Consider the following 21,678-nt stretch of genomic DNA (forward strand, 5'->3'; position numbering starts at 1 on the left):
GATCGCTCATATGTTCTAGGTTGTCGAACATGGGTTCCAACACCGTGCGGTCCCTCGACCGCGAGCCCGCGGCGCTGGCGATGCGCATCGGCGTCGTCGCGGCAGAGGCCGCCCTCGCGACCTTCGCCCGCAACCTCGACCTGGACGACCTGGAGGACGGCGTCGACTTCCAGGGCGCCATCGGCCCCGCCGAATGGCCGGTGTTCTCCCTGGTCATCGACACCCTGGCCGAGGCGGGCCCGGGCGACCGGCGCTCCCTGGACGAGCGCCGCGCCGACGCCCTCAACGACCTGGCGCGCATCTGCATGGCCGCCAAGAACCGAGGCGCCGCCTGACCGGCGCCGTCCAGGGCGGGGCGTCCGGGGCGGGGCGTCCAGAGCGGGGCCGGAGCGGGCCCGAGCGGGCCGGTGCGCCCGCCTCGGGGCGCTGCTTGAGCGGGCGCGTCCGGGACCGTGCGGCCTGGGGCCCGGACGCCGCCCTCAGCCGGACGCCGCCCTCAGCCGGACAGCGTCCTCGCCTTGACCTTCCCCGTGCTGGTGCGCGGAAGCTCCTGGACGAAGCGGACATCGCGCGGCACCTTGTACCTGGCCAGGTGCTTCTTCACGTAGGACTTGAGGTCGTCCTCGGTGACCTCCGCGCCCGGCGTCCGCACGACGTACGCGGCGAGCCGCTGGCCGAACTCCTCGTCGTCCACGCCGGCCACCGAGACCTCCGCGACGTCCGGATGCCCGCCGAGCAGGTTCTCGACCTCGCCCGGGAACACGTTCTCCCCACCGGACACGATCATGTCGTCGGCGCGCCCGTCGACGAACAGTCGGCCCGCCGCGTCGAGATGCCCGAGGTCGCCGGTGCCCGTCAGGCCGTCCAGGACCCGCTTGCTCTCGCCGCCGGTGTAGCCGGCGAACCGCAGCCCGCCACCGGTGTAGATCTCGCCGGTCTCGCCGACCGGAAGCTCCCGCCCGTCCCCGTCGAGGATTTTGACGGTCAGCCGGAGCGACGGCCTCCCCACCGTGCCCGGCGCGTCCCGCAGGTCGCGCGGCGTGGCGATGGTGGCCCAGCCCGTCTCCGTCGCCCCGTACACGTTGATGAGGACGTCGCCGAACGCGTCCATGAACGCGTCCGACACATGCGGGTGGAGTGCCGAGCCACCCGACACGACGACGCGCAGGGTCGGCGTCTCCGGCGGGTCCTCCACGTCCAGGATGCGCTGGAGCATCATCGGCACCGCGACCAGCGCCTCCGCCTCGCAGTCCGCGATCCGCCGCAGCGTCTCCCGCGCGTCGAACCGGCGCGAGAGCACGAGAGGCATGCCGATCCCGAGCCCGACCGCCGTGTAGGCGAAGCCGAGAATGTGGAACAGCGGCGGCGCGACCACGATCGGCGCCCCGGACCGGACGGGCACGCGCATCATGTGGGTGAGCGCGGCCGGCAGCAGCGCCGAGACCGACATGTCGTGCCGAGCGCCCTTGGGCGTTCCGGTGGTCCCGGACGTCATCACGATCACATCGCTGGTCCGGCCGGGCTTGACCGGCTCAGGCTCGGTGACGCGGACGAGCGCGTCGATCGTGTTCGTGTCGCCGTCCGCCCAAGCGAGCAGGCGTTCACCCGTGAAGCCGGACTCGTCCACCGTCGCGGTGAACTCCTCGTCGTGGACGAGCAACGCGATGCCTTCACGTTCGACGACCTGGCCGAGCTGCGTCGCGGAGAAGTCGGTATTGAGCAGGACCACGTCATTGCCCAGGCGGGACGCCGCCAGAACCGCCTCGACGAACCCGCGATGATTGCGGCACAGAACGCCGACGCGTCCATCTCCGACCCGCTCCCTGAGGCCGGTGGCCAGAGCGGCGGCGCGCCGCTCCAACTCCGCGTAGGAGAGCGTCCCGCGCTCGTCGATCAACGCCGCCCGTTCGGGAAACCGCAGAGCCGACATCGCCCCGACCGTCGCCGGCACAGGCCCGAACCGCACATACGGCAACAACAACCGCGCGGCCCGATCCGGCCGGATCGGCTGCATGACGCCCGCATCCCGCAGCGCCCGAGCCGCCCGCACCCCTGACCGCGCAACAGAACGCACCTGTTCAAGCAACGCCTCTCCTCCGAAGACCCGTCAAATTCAGAGCAAGGCCATACCCGCCTCTCCTCAGAGTATTGACCGGCCCGCACTCCGTCCCTCCGCCGGCACACCGCTCCCGGCATCTCGCCACCTCGGATGTGGCGGGGCCGTGTCAGTGCGGGGGGCGCCGTCGCGTTCGGGCCGGGAGAGGACGCCGAGGTGCGGGCCATCGCGGACATGGTGCGGGACGGGCCCGCCTGTGGCTAACGTCGGGGCATGCCGACCTCAGCGGGTGCCGTGACCGCCGACGATCTGGAGCTGGCCGTTCAGCTCGCCGTGTCCGTCCTCAGGACGGCGCCGCCCGGCGCCTGGGACGCCAAAGCGGGAAGCCTCGAATGGGACTGCTGGGAAACCGTCGAGCACCTGAGCGACGACCTCTTCGCCTATGCCGCCCAGCTCGCCCCGAAGACACCGCCGGTGGACACCGAAGTGCCGTTCGTGTGGGAGAGCCGCCGCCCGTCCGGCCCGGCGAACGCCGTCCACGCGAACCGGGAGGCCGGGCCTGACGGGCTCCTGCAAGTGCTCGACGCATGCGGCGGCCTCCTGGTCGCCATGGTGCGGACCGTCCCACCGGACGTCCGCGCCCACCACGGCTACGGCCTGGCGGACGCCGAGGGCTTCGCCGCCATGGGAATCGTGGAAACGCTCGTCCACACTTACGACCTGGCCGAAGGGCTCGGCCTCCCATGGGACCCGCCCGCCGGCCTGTGCTCCCGAGTGCTGCGGCGCCTGTTCCCCGACGCCCCGCGGGACACCGCCCCCTGGCCGACCCTCCTCTGGGCCACCGGCCGCACGGACCTCCCCGGACACCCCCGCCTGACCACCTGGCGCTGGTACGCGTCCCCGATCGCCGAGAGGTAACGCGACGGCGCGGGGCGGATCAGTCGTCGATCCGGTAGTCGAGGAGAACGAGGCGGTCGTCGAGCACGGTGGTGGAGGTCAGGGTCAGGTCCATGACGGGGAGATCGGCGAAGACCGGGCCCTCTCCCTCCACGCCGTGGATCATCGGGAACACCATCGTCCGGACGCGGTCGACGAGGCGGTGCCGGAACAGGCTGCGCACCAGGGAGGCGCTGCCGATGGTGCGCATGGGCAGGCCGTCGGCCATGTCCTTCAGAGCGGGGACGGCCGTCCCGATCGGTTCGTCGATGATCGTGGTGTTCTGCCAGGTCAGCGGCGGCTTGAGCGTCGTGGAGAAGACGATTTTGGGGAGCTCGGCCATCCGGGCGAAGGACGGGTCGTCGCCGGTCGCGACGATCTCCGACATCTGGCGGTACGTCGTCGCGCCCATGAGCGTGACGTGCTCCTCGGCGAGCTGCGCGTCGACCCACGCGAGCAGATCCGGCCCGTCGTAGCCCCAGTACGCGGCCGGACGCGGTCCGCCGCCGCCGAAGCCGTCGACGGTGTTGAACATGTCCACTCTCAGCTCGCGCATGGCTCTCCTTCGCCGTTCGTCGTGTCGGCCTTCTGAGTGTGGACCTCGGGTGCTTCGCGAACTCATCGGTCCGGGCACGTCGCGTCAGCGCAGGTAGTGGAACGTGGGTTTCGGGTGCATGAGGAAGTCGTGGTGGGAGATGTTCCAGGCGTAGGCGCCGGCCATCGCGAAGGCGATGATGTCGCCGGGGGCCAGGGGCGGGACCAGCACGTCGCGGGCGAAGACGTCCTTCGGGGTGCACAGCTGGCCCACGAGGGTGGCCGGGCTTTCCTGGCCGGTCGCCGTGAGGCATGTGAAGGGCTGGTCGTGGCCCTTTGTCACGGGTGTCCTGAGGTGGTGGGTCCCGCCGCGCAGGATGACGTAGGTTTCGCCTCGCGTCGTCTTCACGTCGAGGACGTCGGTGACGTACCAGCCGTGATAGGCGGTCACGGCGCGGCCGGGTTCTATGCGGACCCTGGACGGGATGGACGCGAGGCCGGCGCCGTAGACCTGCCAGTCGAAGAGGGACGACGGGGACGCGTAGTCGACGGCCATGCCGCCGCCCACGTTCAGTTCCGGGTCGTCCACGCCTTGGGTCTTCAGCCAGGGAAGCGCCCAGCCGGCTATCTGGCGGGCCAGGTCCAGCATGGTGCGGGCGTCCAGGCCGGAGGCGAGGTGGGCGTGGACGCCGCGGAGAGTCAGGTGGCGGTTGCCGGCGAGGAGGCGGGCGCATTCGTTGAGGGCGTCCTCGTCCATGCCGAAGGGGCCGCTCATGGCGAGGGCGGCGTTCGGGGTGTCCAAGGGGAGGTTCGCCCGGAGGAGGATGTTGGCGGGGCCCAGAGCGGCCAGGTTCTTGAGCTCGTTCGGGCTTTCCACGTGGATCCGGTCAGCGGTCAGGGCCAGGCGTAGCTCTTCGGGGGTCTTGCCTGGGCCGCCGAAGGCCAGCGGCTTGTCCGGCAGGGTCTCCCGGACGTGGGCCAGCTCGCCGCCGGAGGAGACCTCGATGCCGTCTATGTGAGGCGCCAGGGCGCGGAGTATCTCGGCGTCCGGGTTGGCCTTGGCGGCGTAGAACAGTTCGGTGGACCCGAGGGCCGCGCGGATGGACGTGACGTGGTCCGCCAGGCCCGGCAGGTCGTAGACGTAGGCCGGATACGTGTCGAGGTTCAGCGCGAGTTCGTTCATAGCGGTCGGGGCGCGGCGAGCGGGTTCGGGGTCGGGACATAGGTGGCGCCGCGGTCGGCCATGCGGGACCAGCGGGTGCGGAGATTCGCCTTCGCGGGCAACGGGACCCCGGCCAGGAGGGCCCTGACCTGGGGGTGGTGGTCGTGGGCGGCGAAATGCTCTCTCGCGTCCTGCCAGAGCGTTCGATCCAGGTGCGGGTGCAGGTCCGCCACGGCTGCGGCGATCTCGGTGAGGTGGTTGACCAGGAGGCAGTAGACGACGCGGTTCCAGCCCCGCTCGGGCGAGTAGGTGAGGTTTTCGGCCACGCGGGCTGGGAGGTGCGTCAGGTCCCAGCGGCCGGAGGTCAGCTTGGTGCCCTCCAGATCGCGGAAGGCCGCGTGGACGGGCATGCCCCCTGAGTCGACGCAGATCAGGACGTTCTGCAGGTGGGGCTCCAGGACGATGCCGTGGTCGAGGTAGGCGCTGAGGACCGGCGGCGCGACTTGGGCGACGTAGGCGTCCCACCATGCCCGGGCGTCTTCCGGAGTCGACAGGGCGGGCAGGTCTGCGAGGAACGTGTTGTACGGGTCGGTCAGGGAGCCCGCCAGGAGCGGTGTACCGGGAAGGGACTTGACCCCTTGCCGCAGGATCACGCCCAGGCCCTCGTAGAGGCGGCGGTCGGGCAGCATGACGCTGCGGTAGGCGGGCTCTGCGAGGAGGGTCGAGTTCAGCTTCTCGAAGACGGGCGGCAGCAGCTCGTTGAGGGCTATCGCCCCGGCCAGTTCGTACCAGGCGTTCTTGCGCACGCAGTTGGTGATGCGGACGTCCAGGCTGAACTTGCAGAACACGTCCGCGTCCGGCACGTAGGCCGTCCGGACGGAGGAGGTCGGCACCGCCTCGACGTCGGACGGCCCAAGGTCGAGCAGGAGCCCCTGTGCCAGGGCCTTCTGCAGGACGGGGCTGTCCGCGAGCAGGGAGAACTGCCACGGGTGGACGGGAAGCAGTGTCCGGCCGGGCGGAGCAGGCGGCCCATAGGACGACAGGGCGGTGAAGGCGTCCGGGTCGCCCTCTTCGGTGATGACGTCCTCCGGGACGGCCAGCCAGCGCGGGCGGAAACGAGCCCTGGTCTCCGGCGCGTACTGGAGCCAGTCACCAGGCGCCCCTTGGCGGGCCTTCGGGGACGGGTGGAAACGGTGCCCCGCCACGAGAGCCTGTTCTGAGGCGATGTACCGGTCGTCCGAGGGGCCGCTCCGGGCGGCGATGATGGCGGCCAAGGCCGTGTGGCTGTCGTCCACCTGGGTGAGGAACTCGGGATTGGGGCGGCCGGTCGCCAGTTCCAGTTCGCCCGCGACGAGGTTCGCCAGCCTGTCCCAGGAGGCCGGGATCCACTCGTCCTCGCGCCGCTCCTCGTAGGGCGGTGCCAGGCGGTAGGTGGGGCCGGCCGGGGGACGGGCCAGGCCCGTCCGCAGCACGACGCCCGCGCGGGGCAGCCGGGCGACGAGGTGCGAACCGTCCGGCCATACCTGCTGCTCGGGCGCGCAGACCTCCCGGATCAGGCAGTTGAGCAGCGCCGTCGCGGTGGCGTCGCCGGCCGCGACGGCCGGTCGGGTGGGTTCGGTGAGTCCGGTGAGTTCGGTGAGGTCGGTCAGCAGCACGTCGCGTCCCGTAGGTAGTTGGGCCCTGGCGGGCCGTAGTGCTTGTTGATGTCGGCCGCGCCGGTCCTGGCCTTGTCGACGAGGGTTCCGGCGGTGACCATGGCCTTGCCCGGCAGCGAGCCGGCGTCGAGCGTGCGCGAGCGCAGGAACCCGTCGTCCGGGCCGAGCGCGTCGTCGAGCCGCTCGCGGATCATCCTGAGCCCGGCGCGCCAGGTGAGCAGGCCGCGCTCGTCCAGGCCGACGGCGACGGCGGCGGCGCACAGGTGCAGCGTGATGGTGACGAACACGCGGGCGAGCGCGTCGCGGTCGTCGGTCGTCATCCGCTGGTCGACGAGGTCGCGCGGGTCCGTTCCGGGGGACGCGGGGAGGTTCTCCCTGAGCCGGGACGGGGCGATCAGTGCGCCGTCGTTGTCCTTGATGAGGAGATGGAGTGGGGACGTGTCGTCCAGGACGAGGGACACGTTCTGCTGGTGCGCCTCTAGTGCGATGCCGTAGCGGAACAGCGTGACGTTCCATGCGAACAGTGCCGACAGGTAGGTGCCGAAGAGGGCTTCGACGTCCCCCCAGCGCTCGATGACGTGCCCCTGGTCCGGGGCCTCGGCGAGCAGCGCCGCCACCGGGACGATGTGCGCGCGCGCCGTCTCCGGTGGGAAGCGCCGCACCAGGTAGGCGAGCAGCGGGTCGTTCGCGTGGCCGTAGGTCTGCTCATCGGCGAGGAGGACGCGAAGCGCCGGTTCCCGGAGCAGCACCCGGCGCAGGACGCGTTCGACCAGCGCGCCGTCCGGGAGGGTGCCGGGCATGATGGTGCGCCGGTTGCGGAGGCCCAGCGTGCTGGTCGGCAGCGGCGTCTTCAGGTGCACGGGCGGTGCGTCGCCGCCCAGCACGGCCACCGTGCGCATGGAAAGCGTCGGTGCGACCCGCAGAAAGGGCTCCGGGGCCAGCGTCGCGCCCGGCTGCTCGCGCACATGCCGCGCCGCCAGCGGATGGACGGGGAACAGCGGATCGTCCGACTCCGCCCCCACATCGGACGGCTCGGGCCACCACTCGGGCGGCGACCCGGCGAGCACCGGGTTCCGGACCGAAGCCCACCGCAGCGGGAACGACGGCGCGAACTCCGGCGCGTACCGGCCCAGATCGGCCATGGACAGCCCCGCGCGGCTACGCCCCGCCGGATGCACCGGATGGTCGTTGTAGGCGGCCAGCGTCTCGTAGAACGTCCCCGGGCCGGTCCGCAGCCCGTCCGGGACGCGCGCCAGCCGCCGGTGAACCACCGGCCGCGCGTCGGCGTGGAGCTTGACGGCGGCGAGCGCGCCCAGGCATTCGCGTTCGAACGCGTCCGTGTCGTCGCGCGGATCGGCCACCGCACGGACGGCTTGGAAGACGTCGCTCAGCTTGAGGTCCTGCCCAGGGTCCACGACGAGTTCGGACAGGAAGACCGGGCGTGCTTGCGACAGGCGCACAGAACAGCCCGGCAGTTCTAACGACCCGTTCCGGACGAAGCGCCGTAGGCCCCCGTAGTCCTCACGCAGCAGGGCGTCCAGCAGACGTGCGGCGAGCGGGCTTTCGCCGGTCACGTGATGGTCCAGTCGTGGGCGGCGCGGAAGCGTGCCAGGGCGGCGTTGACCTCGTCCGGCCCGGGGCCTATGGCGCGCACCGTGCCCAGGTAGTCGCGGTTGGTGCGGGTGACCGCGACCGTGTCCCCCACCGACCGCTGCGGACGGTAGGACAGCCGCACTGGGCCGTCGTCCACCCGCACTGGGCCTGGGGCCGCGGTGAGCGTGCCCGAGCGGTCGGCGATGACCGGCTCGGCGATGGCGTGCCGGGGCCGTGGCACCCGCACTCCCGGCAACGGCTCGCCCAAGTGGACCCGCCAGATCTGCTCGAAGAGCGGGATGCCCAGTAGGTCGGCCAAGAGGAAGTCGCAGTGGTCGCCGATCAGCCGGTAGTTGACCTCGATGATGCGCGCACGCCCCTCGTGGACGACGAACTCCGTGTGGCACGCACCGAACCCGATACCCAGCGCCTCCAGTTGCCGCAGAACCTGCGGCGTCTCCGGAGGCGGCTCCGTCCACTCAAGGCGCTCTTCCACGAAGAACGGCGGCGGGGAGAGGGTCGTGCGGAACGAACCGAGCACGCGCATCTCTCGCCCGTCGCCGAGCGTCTCCAACGTGTGCAGGCGCCCTGGCAGGTACTCCTCGGCCACCAGCGGATCGTCCCGTCGGGCGGCGATCTCGTCGACCCGGGCGGCCAGTTCCGTAGCGTCCCGGATCAGGAAGACGTCCTCGCTGGCCACACCCTCGCGCGGTTTGAGGACGAGCGGATACGGCGCGTCGGCCGGAACCGTGCGCGCGTCCGCCGAGAAGACCGGGTCGAGGGCCGCGAGGTGGCGGCGCATGAGCGCCTTGTTCTTCGCGCGGGTCGCCGCCCGCCAGTCCTTGGCGGGCAGGCCGAAGTACGCGGCCGCCAGCGCGGCGGGCGCCTGCAGGAAGTCGCTGTTGGAGAAGACGGCGGCGGGCTCCGCGTCGCCCACCCGGGCGATGATGTCCCGGAAGTCGGAGACGTCGCACTCGACGACCGGCCCGCCGAACGCGTGCGCGCCCGACCGATGGGCGGCGGGACGGTCGGTGAGCAGCGTCACCTCGAGTCCGAGGCGCGCGGCGGCGGGCAGGAACCCGTGCGTCACCGAGTCGGTCGCCTTCCCGGCGACCAGGTAGACGGAGGCGGCCACGATCGGCCTTTCCAGTTCGGCTGGGTGTGAGGTAAGCCTTGCCTAACTCTGATGATCACCATAGTGGCGGGGCGGTACCGCCCGCGCAAGAACGGCGGCACCGCGTGTCCCGGCCCGTCCGGTGATCCGCGAGGATGGGGCCATGGACCTTGTCGACCGGTGGGTCGCGCTGGCGGGACCTCACACCCGGCATATCGGAACCGAACTGGACCAGCGCTACGGCGAGCCGCACCGCCGCTACCACACCCGGGCCCATCTGACCGCCGTCCTCGACCTCGTGGACGAGCTGGCCGGGCACGCCGCCGACCCCGACGCCGTCCGGCTCGCGGCCTGGTTCCACGACGCCGTCTACGACCCCGAGCGCGCCGACAACGAGGACCGCAGCGCCCGCCTCGCCGCCCGCATGCTCGCCGACACCGACCTCCCGCCGGACGCCGTCCAGGAGGTGACCCGGCTGGTGGAGCTCACCACCACGCACGCACCGGACGAAGACGACCGCAACGGCCAGGTCCTGTGCGACGCGGACCTCGCCGTCCTCGGAGCGGACCCCGACACCTACGCCGCCTACGCCGCCGCCGTCCGGGACGAGTACGCGTTCGTCCCCGACGAGTTCTTCCGCGCCGGACGGGCCGAAGTGCTCAACGGCCTGCTGGCCCTCCCCAAGCTCTTCCACACGCCCGTCGCACGCGGACGATACGAGGAGCGCGCGCGCACCAACATCCGCACGGAGCTGATGCTCCTCAGCGCGTGACGCGCGTACGGTACTGCTGGCGGTACTGCTTGCGGCGACGCAGACCGGCCCTGGTGAGCCGCAGGAGCAGTTCCTGGCAGCCGACCGCCTGAGCCCCCTGCAGCACGGCGGCCTCGTAGAGCTCGGACGGGACGTCGTAGTGGTCGCGGTCGAACGCCCTGGGCGGCATCCCGAGCTCCGCGGCGAAGGCGTGCAGCTCCTCGTACGAGACGTCGCTCACCATGTGCGACCAGACACGGCCGCGCGCGGGCCACAGCGGCGGATCGATGAGGATCAAGCTGCTTCCCCTAACACTGCGTTGACGCCGATGTAAGCTCGCGGCGGCGACGGCCCGTCGTGAGACCCATGGTGAGGCCGTGGAGCCGGTGCAACGGTACGACAAACACACGTGCAAAGGGGCATGCGGGTGAACGACGTGGTCGCCTACATACAGAGCGAGCGGGACCGGTTCATCGCCGACCTCAAGGAATGGCTGGCGATCCCGTCCGTCTCCGGCGACCCGGCGCACGCCGGCGACGTGCGCGAGTCGGCCGAATGGCTCGCCGCCCACCTGCGCAAGCAGGGCTTCCCGACGGTCGAGACCTGGGAGACGGACGGCCTGCCCGCCGTCTTCGCCGAATGGCCCGCCGACGACCCGGACGCGCCCGCCGTCGTCGTCTACGGCCACCACGACGTCCAGCCCGTCGAGCCGCTGGAGGAGTGGGACACCGTCCCCTTCGAACCCGTCGAGCGGGGCGACCGGCTCATCGGCCGCGGCGCGTCCGACGACAAGGGGCAGGTCTTCTTCCACACCCTCGGCGTCCGCGCGCTCCTCGCCGCGACCGGGCGGCAGGCCCCGCCCGTGACCGTGAAGCTCCTGGTGGAGGGCGAGGAGGAGTCGGGGTCCGTGCACTTCGCCGACCTCCTGCGCACCCACCGCGACCGGCTCGCCTGCGACGCCGTCGTCATCAGCGACACCACGATGTGGGCGGCGGACGTCCCCTCCATGTGCACCGGCATGCGCGGGCTCACCGAGGCCGAGGTCACGCTGCGCGGCCCGTCCACCGACCTGCACTCCGGGTCGTTCGGCGGCGCCGTCCCGAACCCGCTGCACGCGATGGCGACGCTGCTCGCCTCCCTGCACGACGCCGACGGGCGCGTCACCCTCCCCGGCTTCTACGACGACGTCGTCCCCCTGACGGACGAGGAGCGGGAGCTGTTCGCGCGCCTCCCGTTCGACGAGGAGGAGTGGCTCCGCGCCGCCGGCGAGAGCCGCGCCGCGCACGGCGAGAAGGGCTACACGACCCTCGAACGCATCTGGGCGCGCCCGACCGCCGAGATCAACGGCATGTGGGGCGGGCACACCGGCCCCGGTGGCAAGACGATCGTGCCGCGCGACGCGCACGCGAAGATCTCGTTCCGGCTCGTCGCCGGCCAGGACCCCGCCAAGGTCCAGGAGTCGTTCAAGGCGTGGGTCGCCGAGCGCACCCCGCCCGGAGTGGAGGCCGAGGTCCGCATCCCGGGCGGCGGCGTCCGGCCGTGCTTCTCGCCCATCCACTCGCCCGGCGTCGCCGCCGCGCGCCGCGCGATGGAGCGGGCGTTCGGCACCGACGTGCTGTTCACCCGCGAGGGCGGCAGCGGACCCGAGGCCGACCTCGCCGACATCCTGGACGCGCCGCTGGTCTTCGTCGCCGTCGGGCTGAACGGCGACCGCATCCACGCGCCCAACGAGAAGGTCGAGATCCCGCTGCTGCTCAAGGGCGCGGAGGCCGCCGCGTACCTGTGGGAAGAACTCGCCACCGCGCTGCGCTGACCTACCCGGAGAGGAGTCCTCTGTGACCGAAAGCGCCCTCGAATGGCTGGCTCTCGCGCGCGGAACGCTCGACCGGGTCGCGCTGAACCGGACGGACGACGCCTGGCTGGACGCCGCCTGGAACGATCCGAAGACGCGGGTCCTCGTCATCCGGGACGGGCGGGCGCTCGTGACGTACGAGCCGACCCCCGCGCTCGTCCTGCTCCCGCCGGACCAGGCGCCGGACGGCGAACGCTGGCTCCTCGGCGCCGACGACGACGGCACCGTCCACTTCGGCGTCGCCGGCCCGCTGCCCGCCGTCGAGGGGACGGAGCAGGCCGGGCTCCGCCGCGTCGGCGCCGTCCTCGGCGACCGCGACTCCGGCCTGCTCACCCACGCCGTCGCGCTGGAGCACTGGCACAACACCAACCGGTACTGCCCGCGCTGCGGCGCCGAGACGCGGGTCGCGTCCGCCGGGCACGTACGCGTCTGCCCCGAGGACGGCTCGCAGCACTTCCCGCGCGTCGACCCCGCCGTGATCATGCTGGTCACGGACGAGGCCGACCGGATCCTGCTCGCCCGCGGCCCGCAGTGGCCCGCCGACCGCCGCTCGATCCTCGCCGGGTTCGTCGAGCCGGGCGAATCCCTCGAACAGGCCGTCGCGCGGGAGGTGAAGGAGGAGGTCGGGCTGCCCGTCCGGGACGTCCGTTACCTCGGCAGCCAGCCGTGGCCGCTGCCGCAGAGCCTCATGCTGGGCTTCACGGCGCGGACGGACGGCGACGTCCTGAACCCCGACCCGGAGGAGATCCTCGACGCGGCCTGGTACACGCGGGACGAGCTGCGCGCCGCGATCGACGCGGGCGAGATCGTCGCGCCGGGCCCGCTGTCCATCGCCGCCCAGCTCATCATGCGCTGGTACGGCGGCGAACTCCCCAACATGCCCGACTTCTGAGGCGCGCGTCACATAGAGTGAGCAGTCTGTTCCGTGCCGCCGCGGGGATGGCCCACAGACCGTGCCGACCGTCTTGTTCCCGGACGGACGCTCCGCGCACGCGGGGATGAGAAAGGCCCGCTGACCTGCTTGGGTTCTAGGGGTCGGCGGGCCTTCTTCACGGCCGGCTCAGGCGGTCCCGGCGATCTCCGCCAGGCGGCGCTTGACTTCCTTGGCGCTCGGGTTGGTCGCGGCGGTTCCGTCCGGGAAGAGGATCGTCGGGACGGTCTGGTTCCCGCCGTTGACGCTCATGACGAAGTCGGCGGCCTGCGGGTCGCGCTCGATGTCGACCTCGACCATCTCGATGCCGTCGCGGGCGAGCTGGCTCTTCAGCCGGCGGCAGAACCCGCACCAGGTCGTCGTGTACATGGTGAGCTGGCCGGTCGGGCCGGGGGCCTGGCCGGTCGAAGGCGTCGCCATCGCTTCGTCGTCTCCTCGTTCGTTCGGACGGTCCGTGCGTACCGGTGAACATCGGGCGGTCCGCGCGCATTCCGGGTTGTCCACAGTTGGTGTGCCGGGTGCTACCGGTGGGGCGGCCTGCGAGTATGGGGGCATGTTGGCTGAGTCGGTGCTGGAGGGACTCGACCCCGAACAGCGGGCGGTCGCCGAGGCGGTGAAGGGGCCGGTGTGCGTGCTCGCGGGCGCCGGGACGGGCAAGACCAGGGCCATCACACATCGGATCGCCTATGCCACGCTGACGGGCGTCGTCACGCCGCAGCGGGTGCTGGCCGTGACGTTCACCACACGGGCGGCGGGCGAGCTGCGCAGCCGGCTGCGGCAGCTCGGCGCGCCGGGCGTCCAGGCACGGACGTTCCACGCGGCGGCGCTGCGGCAGCTCAGCTACTTCTGGCCGCGCGTCGTCGGCGGCGAGGCGCCCAAGATCATCGACTCCAAGATCGCGCTCGTCGCGGACGCGGCGCGGGCGTGCCGGCTGTCGTTCGCGCGGACGGAGCTGCGCGACCTCGCGAGCGAGATCGAATGGGCGAAGGTCACCCAGAACCGTCCCGAGGACTATCCCGCCGCGGTCGCCAAGGCCGGCCGCAGGCCGCCCGCCGAGGTCGTCGACGTCGCGCGCGTCTACGCGATGTACGAGCAGCTCAGGCGCGAGCGCAACCTGCTCGACTTCGAGGGGATGCTGGAGCTGACCGCCGCCGTCCTCACCGAGCACCGGGAGGTCGCGAACCAGGTCCGCGAGCAGTACCGGTACTTCGTGGTGGACGAGTTCCAGGACGTCAACCCGCTGCAGAAGATGCTGCTCGACACCTGGCTCGGCGACCGCGACGACCTGTGCGTCGTCGGCGACCCCAACCAGACGATCTACTCGTTCACCGGCGCGTCCCCGTCCCATCTGCTCGACTTCACCCGCGAGCATCCCGACGCGAAGGTCGTCAAGCTCGTCCGCGACTACCGGTCGACGCCGCAGGTGGTCCGGCTGGCGAACGGGGTGATCGGGCAGGCGCGGGGCGTGCGGCCCACCTCGCCGTTGCCGGGGGGTCTGGGGGGTCGCCCCCCCAGCGGGTATGCGCTGGAGCTGGCCGCGCAGCGGGAGAACGGGCCCGAGCCGGTGTTCAACGAGTACGACGACGAGGTCGCCGAGGCCGACGACGCCGCGCGGCAGGCCCGCAAGCTGATCGACGAGGGCGTCCCCGCGCGGGAGATCGCGATCCTGTTCCGGATCAACGCGCAGTCCGAGACGTACGAGTCGGCGCTGGCCGCGGCGGGCGTCCCGTACGTGCTGCGGGGCGCGGAGCGGTTCTTCGAGCGGCCCGAGGTGCGCGAGGCGGTGGTCCGGCTGCGGGGCGCGGCGCGGGCGGGCGCCGACGCGGAGACCGAGGGGATGGGGCTGATCCAGACCGTCCGGCACGTCCTGTCCGGGGCGGGGTTCTCCGACCGGCCGCCCGAGGGGGCGGGGGCCGCGCGGGCCCGCTGGGAGTCGCTCGCCGCGCTCGCCCAGCTCGCCGAGGACATGGCCGCCGACAACCCGAAGGCCGGGCTCCCCGATTTCGTCGGCGAGCTGGAGGAGCGCGCCGCCGCGCAGCACGCGCCGCCGCTGGAGGGCGTCACGCTGGCGTCCCTGCACGCCGCCAAGGGCCTGGAGTGGGACGCGGTGTTCCTCGTCGGGCTGGCCGAGGGCACGCTCCCGATCATCTACGCCAAGACGCCCGCGCAGGTGGAGGAGGAGCGCCGCCTGCTGTACGTCGGCGTGACCCGGGCGCGGGTGCACCTGGCGCTCTCGTGGGCGCTGGCGCGTTCGCCCGGCGGGTCGCAGACGCGCCGCCCGTCCCGCTTCCTGGACGGCCTGACCGGCAAGGCCGCCACGCACACGCCGCCCCGCGCCGACCGGGCGAAGCGGCGCCCCGCCAAGGGCCCGCAGCCGTGCCGGGTCTGCGGGCGCCCGCTGACCGCCGCCGTCGAACGCAAGCTCGGCCGCTGCGAGGACTGCCCCTCCGAGCTGAACGAGGAACTGCTCATCGCGCTGAAGGACTGGCGCGCCCAGGTGTCCGCCGAGCAGAAGGTCCCGGCCTACGTGGTGTTCACGGACGCGACCCTGCAGGCGATCGCCGAGCACGGCCCCGAGTCGATGGAGGACCTGGCCCGCATCCCGGGAGTGGGGAAGGTCAAACTCGACCGCTACGGCGACGCCGTCCTCACCCTGTGCGGATACTGACCTCCGGGAGGGCCAGGCGCACGGCACGGCAAGGGCTGAGACTCCGGGGGAGATCCCGGTCACCTGGCCGTTGGACAGGGCTAGGTATTGCGGGGGTGAGACCCCGGTCACCGTGGCCGATAGGGAAGACTGACCGCCGTGAAGGAATCGCTGAAGGCCCTGCTGGACCTGCTCGATCTCGAACAGATCGAGAACGACATCTTCCGCGGCCGCAGCCCCGAGGAGCGGCGGCAGCGCGTCTTCGGAGGCCAGGTGGCCGGGCAGGCGCTCGTCGCCGCCGGGCGCACCGTCCCCGCGAACCGGCCCGTGCACTCGCTGCACGCGTACTTCATCCGGCCCGGCGACCCGCTCGTCCCGATCGTCTACACCGTCGACCGGGTGCGGGACGGGCGGTCGTTCACGACGCGGCGGGTCACGGCGATCCAGCACGGCAAGGCGATCTTCACGCTGTCGGCGTCCTTCCAGATCACCGAGGACGGCCCGTCCCACCAGGCGGACATGCCGGACGCGCCCGCCCCGGAGACCCTGCCCGACGGCCTGGAGCGCCTCACGCCGCTCTTCGGCGAGGTCGGCGCCCGCGAGTTCGTCACCCGCCGCCCGTTCGACATCCGGCACGCGACGCCGCTGACGTGGGAGGCGGCCAAGGACCCGGCGCTCGCCACCCCCGAGTCGAAGGTGTGGCTGAAGGTGGACGGCGAGCTGCCGGACGACCCGCTGCTGCACGTCTGCCTCATGACCTACGCCTCGGACATGACGCTGCTCGACACCGTCCTGCTGAACCACGGCCTGGCCTGGGGCGACAGGCGGACGATGGGCGCCAGCCTCGACCACGCGATGTGGTTCCACCGGCCGTTCCGCGCCGACGACTGGCTGCTCTACTACCAGGACACGCCGTTCGCCGGCGGCGCCCGCGGGCTCGCCCGCGGCCAGGTGTTCACCCGGTCGGGCGAGCTGGTCGTCTCCGTCATGCAGGAGGGCCTCGTCCGCGTTTCCGACGGCGAGCGCGAGCACTGACCGGCACGCCCCGCCCGCGCGGGGGACAGGGAGCACGCAGGTGATCAGGGTTCTGCTGGCCGAGGACGTGCGGATCCTGCGGGAGGCGCTGGCCGGGCTCCTCGACAGGGAGGACGACGTCGAGGTCGTCGCGCAGGTCGCGGCCGGGGACGCGATCGTGCCCGCGGCGCTGCGTGAGAGGCCGGACGTCGCGGTCCTCGACATCGAGCTGCCCGGCCTGGACGGCGTCAGCGCGGCGGCGGAGCTGGCCCGGCGCCTGCCCGGCTGCCGCACGCTGATCCTGACCGGGGTCGGGCGGCCCGGGACGCTGCGGCGGGCGATGGCGGCGGGGGTCGCCGGGTTCATGGTGAAGGACAGCGCGCCCGGTGACCTGGTGGACGCCGTCCGCACCGTCGCGGCGGGAGGACGGGTGGTCGACCCGCAGCTCGCCTTCGCCGCCCTGGACGCCCCGGACTGCCCGCTCACCGACCGCGAATGCGAGGTGCTGCGGCTGACCGCCTCGGGAGCCGAGCCGCCGCAGATCGCCGCCCGGATCGGCCTGTCCTACGGGACCGTCCGCAACTACCTGGCGTCAGCGGTGACCAAGCTGGGCGCCCGCAACCGGGTCGACGCCATCCGCATCGCCGCCGAGGCCGGCTGGATCTGACCGCCCGGCGGCCGGCACCTCGACGGTGAGGGTGAACCGGCCGGCGGCGTGCTCGACGGCCAGCGCGCCGCCCGCCTCGGCCGCGCGCGACCGCAGGTTCGTCAGCCCCGTCCCGCCCGCGCCGGGACGCTTCGCGCCGGGACGCGGGGCGCCGTCGTTGGAGACGCGGAGGCGGCCGGGCGCGATGGAGATCTCGCAACGCCGCGCTCGCGCGTGCCGGACCACGTTGGTCACCGATTCGCGCAGGACGACGGCGAACAGGGCCGCGACGTCCTCCGGCGGCGGTTCCGCGATGGTGACGCGGACGCGCACCCCGGCCGTCCCCAGCAGGTCCCGCGCGCTTTCGACCTCGGCGGCGAGCCGCAGCGGGGCGGGCTCCGTGCCGATCGACCGAACCGTCGCCAGCGCCGCGCCCGCCAGCCCGGCCAGTTTCGCGCCGTCCGCCGGGCCGTCCGCCAGCTCGCCCCGGATGACGATCGCCGAGAGTTGCGAGCCGAGCAGGTCGTGCACGTCCCGCGCGATCCGCAGCCGCTCGCGGAGCACGGACGTGCGGACCAGCTCCCGGCGCGCCCGGTCGAGCCGGGCGGCCGCGACGGGCAGCCGGCCCAGCGCGTAGACGGTGATCATGAAGGCGGCCGAGGCGAGCAGGCTGAGCAGCGCCACCGCCGGCGGGCGCGCGCCGTACAGCAGCGGGAAGGGCATCAGCAGCAGCGCGGCGGCCGCCGCCCACGCCCAGGGCGGGCGCACGTTCAGCAGCACCACCCCCGCGACCAGGCCGCCGTACGTCGCGGGCAGGCCGCCGTAGTCGGCCGGGACGAGCGGCCCCGCGGCGGTGAACGCCGCCAGGACCAGGACTACCTGGGCCGGCAGCGCCCAGCGTCCCGGCCGGTCCTCGCCGCGCGGCAGCACATGGTAGAGCTGCAGCGCCGCGACCAGCGGCAGCGTGACCGCCGCCACCGCGAGTCGGGCCGGGTCGACCGCGACGCCCGCGTCCCGCGCCATGACCACGCTGGTCGCGACCGTGCCGAGATGGTCCAGCTCCAGGACGAGGAGCACGGCGAAGGCCAGCCACGGCGCCGCGCCGACCGGCCCGCCCGCCCAGGCCCGCGCCCGCGGGATCTCCGCCTCCACGGCGGGGCCGGTGACGAGCCGCCCGCCGAGCCCGGCGATCTCGGCGGACGCGGCCGAGAGCGGCTCGGCGAACGGCGGGACGCGGCCGGAGAACTCCACCCGCAGCCGCTCGGGGCCGCCGGGCCCGGTGCGGCACTCGATCACGCAGCCGTCGGGACGGCCGTGCCGCAGGGCGGCCACGACCGTGCGGCGCAACACCCCCGCCAGCACCGCGTCGGCGCGCGACGAGCGCGGGGCGGCGGCGTCCGCCTCGACGCGCACCGGCACGCCGGAGGCCGCGAGCACCGTCCGCGCCGCCTCGATCTCGGCGGCCAGCGACCGGTCCCGGTAGTCGTCGGCGAGGGATCGGGCGCGGGCCAGCGCCGCCCGCGCGGCCGCCGTGATCTCGCCCGGGTCGCCGGCCACCGCGGCGGCCGACAGCCGCCGTCCCAGCTCTGCGCGCAGGTCGCGCGCGATGCGCAGCCGCTCCCCGGCGGCTCGGCGGGCGGCCAGCTCGGTGCGGGTGGCCTCCAGCGCCCGCACCAGATGACCCAGTCGCGCCAGGGCGAGGAACTGGAGGCCGCCGGTGAACGTCACGGCGGCGGCCCACACGGCGTACCCGGCGCCGGCGCCGGACAGCCAGACCGTCCTGATCGCGAACTCGGCGGCGACGACGGCCGCGGCGCCCGGCCACCGCGCCCAGGCCGGCGCGGCGAGCAGCAGCACCGACGCCATGAGCAGCGGCGCCGCCGGCCGCCAGGCGTCGCCGAGGACGAGCAGGGGCGCGTACGCCAGCACCGCCTGCGCGGCGAGGTTGCCGAGCGTGCCGCTCCAGGCCAGCGCCCGCGCCTGCAGGACGCCGAGGGCGAGCGCCGCGCCCGTCCCGGCGAGCAGCGCCGCCGCCCCGGCCGGGGCGCCGGGGACCGGAACCGCCCACAGCACCAGGACCCGGTACGTCCAGAACAGGACGATCCCGGCGAAGAGCGGCAGGCGGCGGTCGCGCATGGCGGCAATTATGCAGTGTGCACGTCAGCGGCCTGCGGACCGCAGCCCGGCCGGTGCACCAGGCACTACTCCGGCGCGCGGCCGGTCAGCAGACTCGGAGTACCCGAACGAGGAGGAACTCCAGATGAGCTTCGAGATCACGCCTTTCCGCATCGACGTGCCGCAGGCCGACCTGGACGACCTGCGCGACCGCCTGGCCCGCACGCGCTTCGCCGACGAGCTCCCCGAGAGCGAGGTGACCGACGGCGTCCAGAAGGGCCCGGTCCAGCCGGGCTGGGAGTACGGGGTGCCCGTCTCCTTCGTCCGCGACCTGGTGGCCCGCTGGACCGGTTTCGACTGGCGCGCCCAGGAGGCGCGGATCAACGAATTCCCGCAGTTCACCACCGAGATCGACGGCCAGCTGATCCACTTCCTGCACGTCCGGTCGCCGGAGCCGGACGCCACCCCGCTGATCCTCACCCACGGCTGGCCGAACACGTTCGTGGAGTACCTGGACCTGATCGGCCCGCTCACCGACCCGGCGGCGCACGGCGGCGACCCGGCGGACGCGTTTCACGTCGTCGTCCCGTCCCTGCCCGGCTTCGGCTTCTCGGCGCACACCCGCACCAAGGGCTGGGGGTCGGCGCGGACCGCCGACGCCTGGGCCGAGCTGATGGCGCGCCTCGGCTACGACCGCTTCGGCGCGCACGGCAACGACGCCGGCGCGATCGTCAGCCCGTGGATCGGGCGCCGCCACCCGGACCGGGTGATCGGCGTCCACGTGAACCAGATCTTCTCCTTCCCCACGGGCGACCCCGCGGAGCTCGCCGGCATCAGCCCGGAGGAGGGGGAGTACCTGGAGTTCCTCCAGGGGTTCGTGCGGCACTCCATTCACGACCGGGCCCAGGAGGCGCAGCCGCAGACGCTCGCGCACGCACTGTCGGACTCCCCGGCCGGCCAGCTGGCCTGGGTCGGCCAGCTCCTGGCCGGCCTGCCGGACCCCGACACGATCCTGACCATCGCCACCGTCTACTGGCTGACGAACACCTCGGCGTCCACGGCCCGCTTCTACTACGAGAACCACCACGAGCCGCAGGAGACCGAGCCCACGACGTTCCCCATCGGGCTGGCGTCGTTCGCCTACGACTTCCGCCCCCTGCGTCGCTTCGCCGAACGCGACCACGCGAACATCGTCCACTGGCGCGAGTACGACCGCGGCGGCCACTGGGCCGCCCACGACGCCCCCGACCTGCTGCTGGACGACATCCGCGAGTTCTTCCGCGGCCTGCGCGGCCGGGCCATGCCGTGAGAAGATCGTTCTGTAGGGGACTCCCGTGAGGTTCGACGCCGGTGAGGCGGGACGGGTTTCCCGGGAAAAGGGTGAAGTCACCCACAAATCCGCAGGTCAAAAATACCTTGCTTGATTCGGCGAGATCACCGTACGCTCGTCGCGAGCAATCAACCGGCCGTCCGGTGTGGATCTTGAATCCGCCGGGTCCGGCCCGAGGAGCCAGAGAGGTGGTGTGCAGTCCGGTGAGCAACACGTTGATGAAATCCGCGTCGTCCTGGGCCGCCGCCGTCTCCGGCGCCTCGATGCCCCGTGCTTCGAAGCCCTGTGTCTCGGTGCGCGGCGGCGCGATGTCCGGCGTCTCCATGCCCGGCGCCTATCTCCAGGCGCCCGGCTGGCGACTGCGCGGACGACAGCGCGCCATGCTGCGCGATCTGCGCGGACTGCGCTTTGAGCAGCTGATCCAGGACGACCAGGGGCGGAGTGTCTTCGAACACCTTATCGAGGACACGAACGCTCCGGCTCCGGCCACGGCCCACGTGGGCGTCACCAAGGGTGGCGTGTCGGGTCCGTACCCCTGGAGGCGACCGGTCTAGCAAGACAACCGGCAAGCCCCCAGGCCGCGGATCCAGACCGGATCCGCGGCCTTCTCTTTTGCCCAGACAACCACCGAGACATCACGTTGAGATCCAACGAGAGGAACAAGGGTGACTGTGATGCAGGGGGCCTTCGCGATCAGCGAGGAGGACCTCACGCTTCCGTGCCGGACCGACCCGGAGCTGTTCTTCGCCGAGGCTCCCGCCGACGTCGAGCTCGCCAAGGCCCTGTGCCTGGAGTGCCCGCTCCGCCGGGAGTGCCTCGCCGGCGCTCTCGAGCGCAAGGAGCCCTGGGGCGTCTGGGGCGGCGAGCTCTTCGTCCGCGGTGTGATCGTTCCGCGCAAGCGGCCGCGCGGCCGCCCGCGCAAGCACCCGCGGCCGGACGAAGTGACCGTGTGAGGCAGTGATGCCCAGCACGCTCGACCGAATCGACCCCGGAGGCGTGGTTCCCACGCGGGGACCGCGCCTCCGGGCCGCCGGGGAGAACGAGATGACGTTGCTCAGCCAGGACCTGCCCAGAGAACGAAGACCGGCGACCGTGCCCGACGAGGTCGCCGCCCGCGTGCGCGCGCTGCGGCGCGCCCGGCGCGACGCCCGGACGAGGGCGTCCCGCGTCCGGCGCGTCCTGCTCGCCCCGACCGCACGGGGCGAGTCGTACACGCACGTCCCGCGGTCTCGCCACAGGGACTGACGGGCCGCAGAGGCCGCTCAACGGGGGCCGGCCTCTGCCCCTCGCGAACGAGTGCCCGCGCGGTCGAGGCCCCGTCCGTCCTTCTTGGATGGTTTGG

Annotated in this window: 21 protein-coding genes; 12 read left to right on the forward strand and 9 right to left on the reverse strand. The window is 72.8% G+C overall.

Going from position 1 to position 21,678, the window contains the following annotated elements:
• The first annotated feature begins 29 nt into the window (after positions 1-29).
• Positions 30-335, forward strand: a complete 306-nt coding sequence (locus SM611_RS17610) for a hypothetical protein (protein WP_371950648.1) — start codon at positions 30-32, stop codon at positions 333-335.
• Between the two features lie 161 nt (positions 336-496).
• On the opposite strand, the gene SM611_RS17615 is transcribed toward SM611_RS17610, so the two are convergent.
• A complete protein-coding gene (locus SM611_RS17615) occupies positions 497-1,930 on the reverse strand; it encodes an AMP-binding protein (protein ID WP_371950649.1) in 1,434 nt (477 codons plus the stop codon).
• 399 nt (positions 1,931-2,329) lie between these two features.
• Between SM611_RS17615 and SM611_RS17620 the strand changes: the two genes are divergently transcribed.
• Positions 2,330-2,974, forward strand: a complete 645-nt coding sequence (locus tag SM611_RS17620; protein WP_371950651.1) for a maleylpyruvate isomerase N-terminal domain-containing protein — start codon at positions 2,330-2,332, stop codon at positions 2,972-2,974.
• Positions 2,975-2,993: 19 nt separating this feature from the next.
• On the opposite strand, the gene SM611_RS17625 is transcribed toward SM611_RS17620, so the two are convergent.
• The 5 genes from SM611_RS17625 to SM611_RS17645 all read right to left on the reverse strand — a co-directional run bounded on the left by SM611_RS17625 (position 2,994) and on the right by SM611_RS17645 (position 9,071).
• Positions 2,994-3,548, reverse strand: coding sequence for a dihydrofolate reductase family protein (locus SM611_RS17625; RefSeq protein ID WP_371950652.1), 555 nt, complete (start codon positions 3,546-3,548; stop codon positions 2,994-2,996).
• Positions 3,549-3,632: 84 nt separating this feature from the next.
• Entirely contained in the window at positions 3,633-4,709 is a 1,077-nt protein-coding gene (locus SM611_RS17630) for an alanine racemase (protein ID WP_371950653.1), read from the reverse strand.
• Positions 4,706-6,343 (reverse strand): IucA/IucC family protein, encoded by a 1,638-nt coding sequence (locus SM611_RS17635; protein ID WP_371950654.1) that lies wholly within the window; start codon positions 6,341-6,343, stop codon positions 4,706-4,708. Before SM611_RS17635 ends, SM611_RS17630 begins: the two co-directional genes overlap by 4 nt.
• A complete protein-coding gene (locus SM611_RS17640; RefSeq protein WP_371950655.1) occupies positions 6,334-7,917 on the reverse strand; it encodes an IucA/IucC family protein in 1,584 nt (527 codons plus the stop codon). Before SM611_RS17640 ends, SM611_RS17635 begins: the two co-directional genes overlap by 10 nt.
• The gene (locus tag SM611_RS17645) at positions 7,914-9,071 is read right to left on the reverse strand and encodes an ATP-grasp domain-containing protein (RefSeq protein WP_371950657.1); all 1,158 of its coding nucleotides are present in this window, start codon (positions 9,069-9,071) and stop codon (positions 7,914-7,916) included. Before SM611_RS17645 ends, SM611_RS17640 begins: the two co-directional genes overlap by 4 nt.
• A 142-nt stretch (positions 9,072-9,213) precedes the next feature.
• Between SM611_RS17645 and SM611_RS17650 the strand changes: the two genes are divergently transcribed.
• A complete protein-coding gene (locus tag SM611_RS17650) occupies positions 9,214-9,822 on the forward strand; it encodes an HD domain-containing protein (protein WP_371950658.1) in 609 nt (202 codons plus the stop codon).
• On the opposite strand, the gene SM611_RS17655 is transcribed toward SM611_RS17650, so the two are convergent.
• Positions 9,812-10,099 carry a DUF4031 domain-containing protein gene (locus SM611_RS17655; RefSeq protein WP_371950660.1) on the reverse strand — a complete coding sequence of 96 codons (288 nt, stop codon included), beginning with the start codon at positions 10,097-10,099 and terminating at the stop codon, positions 9,812-9,814. The two genes, SM611_RS17650 and SM611_RS17655, sit on opposite strands and share 11 nt — an antisense overlap.
• A 123-nt stretch (positions 10,100-10,222) precedes the next feature.
• Between SM611_RS17655 and SM611_RS17660 the strand changes: the two genes are divergently transcribed.
• Positions 10,223-11,614, forward strand: a complete 1,392-nt coding sequence (locus tag SM611_RS17660; protein ID WP_371950662.1) for a dipeptidase — start codon at positions 10,223-10,225, stop codon at positions 11,612-11,614.
• Between the two features lie 22 nt (positions 11,615-11,636).
• The gene (nudC, locus tag SM611_RS17665) at positions 11,637-12,545 is read left to right on the forward strand and encodes an NAD(+) diphosphatase (RefSeq protein ID WP_371950663.1); all 909 of its coding nucleotides are present in this window, start codon (positions 11,637-11,639) and stop codon (positions 12,543-12,545) included.
• A 168-nt stretch (positions 12,546-12,713) separates the two neighbouring features.
• On the opposite strand, the gene SM611_RS17670 is transcribed toward nudC, so the two are convergent.
• Positions 12,714-13,004, reverse strand: coding sequence for a mycoredoxin (locus SM611_RS17670; RefSeq protein WP_371950664.1), 291 nt, complete (start codon positions 13,002-13,004; stop codon positions 12,714-12,716).
• A 133-nt stretch (positions 13,005-13,137) separates the two neighbouring features.
• Here SM611_RS17670 and SM611_RS17675 point away from each other — a divergent pair, with 133 nt between their 5' ends.
• The 3 genes from SM611_RS17675 (at position 13,138) to SM611_RS17685 (ending at position 16,912) form a co-directional block, all read left to right on the forward strand.
• Positions 13,138-15,252 carry an ATP-dependent DNA helicase UvrD2 gene (locus tag SM611_RS17675; protein ID WP_371950665.1) on the forward strand — a complete coding sequence of 705 codons (2,115 nt, stop codon included), beginning with the start codon at positions 13,138-13,140 and terminating at the stop codon, positions 15,250-15,252.
• Between the two features lie 138 nt (positions 15,253-15,390).
• Positions 15,391-16,266: an acyl-CoA thioesterase II gene (tesB, locus tag SM611_RS17680; protein WP_371950667.1), complete on the forward strand. Its 876-nt coding sequence runs from the start codon at positions 15,391-15,393 to the stop codon at positions 16,264-16,266.
• A 40-nt stretch (positions 16,267-16,306) separates the two neighbouring features.
• A complete protein-coding gene (locus SM611_RS17685; protein ID WP_371950669.1) occupies positions 16,307-16,912 on the forward strand; it encodes a response regulator transcription factor in 606 nt (201 codons plus the stop codon).
• On the opposite strand, the gene SM611_RS17690 is transcribed toward SM611_RS17685, so the two are convergent.
• Complete coding sequence (locus SM611_RS17690; protein WP_371950671.1) at positions 16,838-19,027, reverse strand: sensor histidine kinase; 2,190 nt, start codon at positions 19,025-19,027, stop codon at positions 16,838-16,840. The two genes, SM611_RS17685 and SM611_RS17690, sit on opposite strands and share 75 nt — an antisense overlap.
• A 124-nt stretch (positions 19,028-19,151) precedes the next feature.
• On the opposite strand from SM611_RS17690, the gene SM611_RS17695 reads away from it, so the two are divergent.
• The 4 genes from SM611_RS17695 to SM611_RS17710 all read left to right on the forward strand — a co-directional run bounded on the left by SM611_RS17695 (position 19,152) and on the right by SM611_RS17710 (position 21,581).
• Positions 19,152-20,315 carry an epoxide hydrolase family protein gene (locus SM611_RS17695; RefSeq protein ID WP_371950672.1) on the forward strand — a complete coding sequence of 388 codons (1,164 nt, stop codon included), beginning with the start codon at positions 19,152-19,154 and terminating at the stop codon, positions 20,313-20,315.
• 224 nt (positions 20,316-20,539) lie between these two features.
• Entirely contained in the window at positions 20,540-20,890 is a 351-nt protein-coding gene (locus SM611_RS17700) for a hypothetical protein (RefSeq protein WP_371950673.1), read from the forward strand.
• A 120-nt stretch (positions 20,891-21,010) separates the two neighbouring features.
• Positions 21,011-21,289 (forward strand): WhiB family transcriptional regulator, encoded by a 279-nt coding sequence (locus tag SM611_RS17705; RefSeq protein WP_371951029.1) that lies wholly within the window; start codon positions 21,011-21,013, stop codon positions 21,287-21,289.
• A gap of 91 nt (positions 21,290-21,380) precedes the next feature.
• A complete protein-coding gene (locus tag SM611_RS17710; RefSeq protein WP_371950675.1) occupies positions 21,381-21,581 on the forward strand; it encodes a hypothetical protein in 201 nt (66 codons plus the stop codon).
• Positions 21,582-21,678 lie beyond the last annotated feature (97 nt).

Source organism: Actinomadura monticuli (genome assembly GCF_041463655.1).
In the GTDB taxonomy this organism is placed as follows: Bacteria; Actinomycetota; Actinomycetes; order Streptosporangiales; family Streptosporangiaceae; genus Spirillospora; species Spirillospora monticuli.

Coding starts and splice junctions, on each gene's coding strand:
- SM611_RS17670 (WP_371950664.1), bottom strand. CDS start 13,004: ATGGCGACGCCTTCGACCGGCCAGGCCCCCGGCCCGACCGGCCAGCTC.
- SM611_RS17620 (WP_371950651.1), top strand. CDS start 2,330: ATGCCGACCTCAGCGGGTGCCGTGACCGCCGACGATCTGGAGCTGGCC.
- SM611_RS17695 (WP_371950672.1), top strand. CDS start 19,152: ATGAGCTTCGAGATCACGCCTTTCCGCATCGACGTGCCGCAGGCCGAC.
- SM611_RS17710 (WP_371950675.1), top strand. CDS start 21,381: ATGACGTTGCTCAGCCAGGACCTGCCCAGAGAACGAAGACCGGCGACC.
- SM611_RS17705 (WP_371951029.1), top strand. CDS start 21,011: ATGCAGGGGGCCTTCGCGATCAGCGAGGAGGACCTCACGCTTCCGTGC.
- SM611_RS17630 (WP_371950653.1), bottom strand. CDS start 4,709: ATGAACGAACTCGCGCTGAACCTCGACACGTATCCGGCCTACGTCTAC.
- SM611_RS17625 (WP_371950652.1), bottom strand. CDS start 3,548: ATGCGCGAGCTGAGAGTGGACATGTTCAACACCGTCGACGGCTTCGGC.
- SM611_RS17615 (WP_371950649.1), bottom strand. CDS start 1,930: ATGTCGGCTCTGCGGTTTCCCGAACGGGCGGCGTTGATCGACGAGCGC.
- SM611_RS17660 (WP_371950662.1), top strand. CDS start 10,223: ATGCGGGTGAACGACGTGGTCGCCTACATACAGAGCGAGCGGGACCGG.
- SM611_RS17675 (WP_371950665.1), top strand. CDS start 13,138: ATGTTGGCTGAGTCGGTGCTGGAGGGACTCGACCCCGAACAGCGGGCG.
- SM611_RS17650 (WP_371950658.1), top strand. CDS start 9,214: ATGGACCTTGTCGACCGGTGGGTCGCGCTGGCGGGACCTCACACCCGG.
- SM611_RS17690 (WP_371950671.1), bottom strand. CDS start 19,027: ATGCGCGACCGCCGCCTGCCGCTCTTCGCCGGGATCGTCCTGTTCTGG.
- SM611_RS17610 (WP_371950648.1), top strand. CDS start 30: ATGGGTTCCAACACCGTGCGGTCCCTCGACCGCGAGCCCGCGGCGCTG.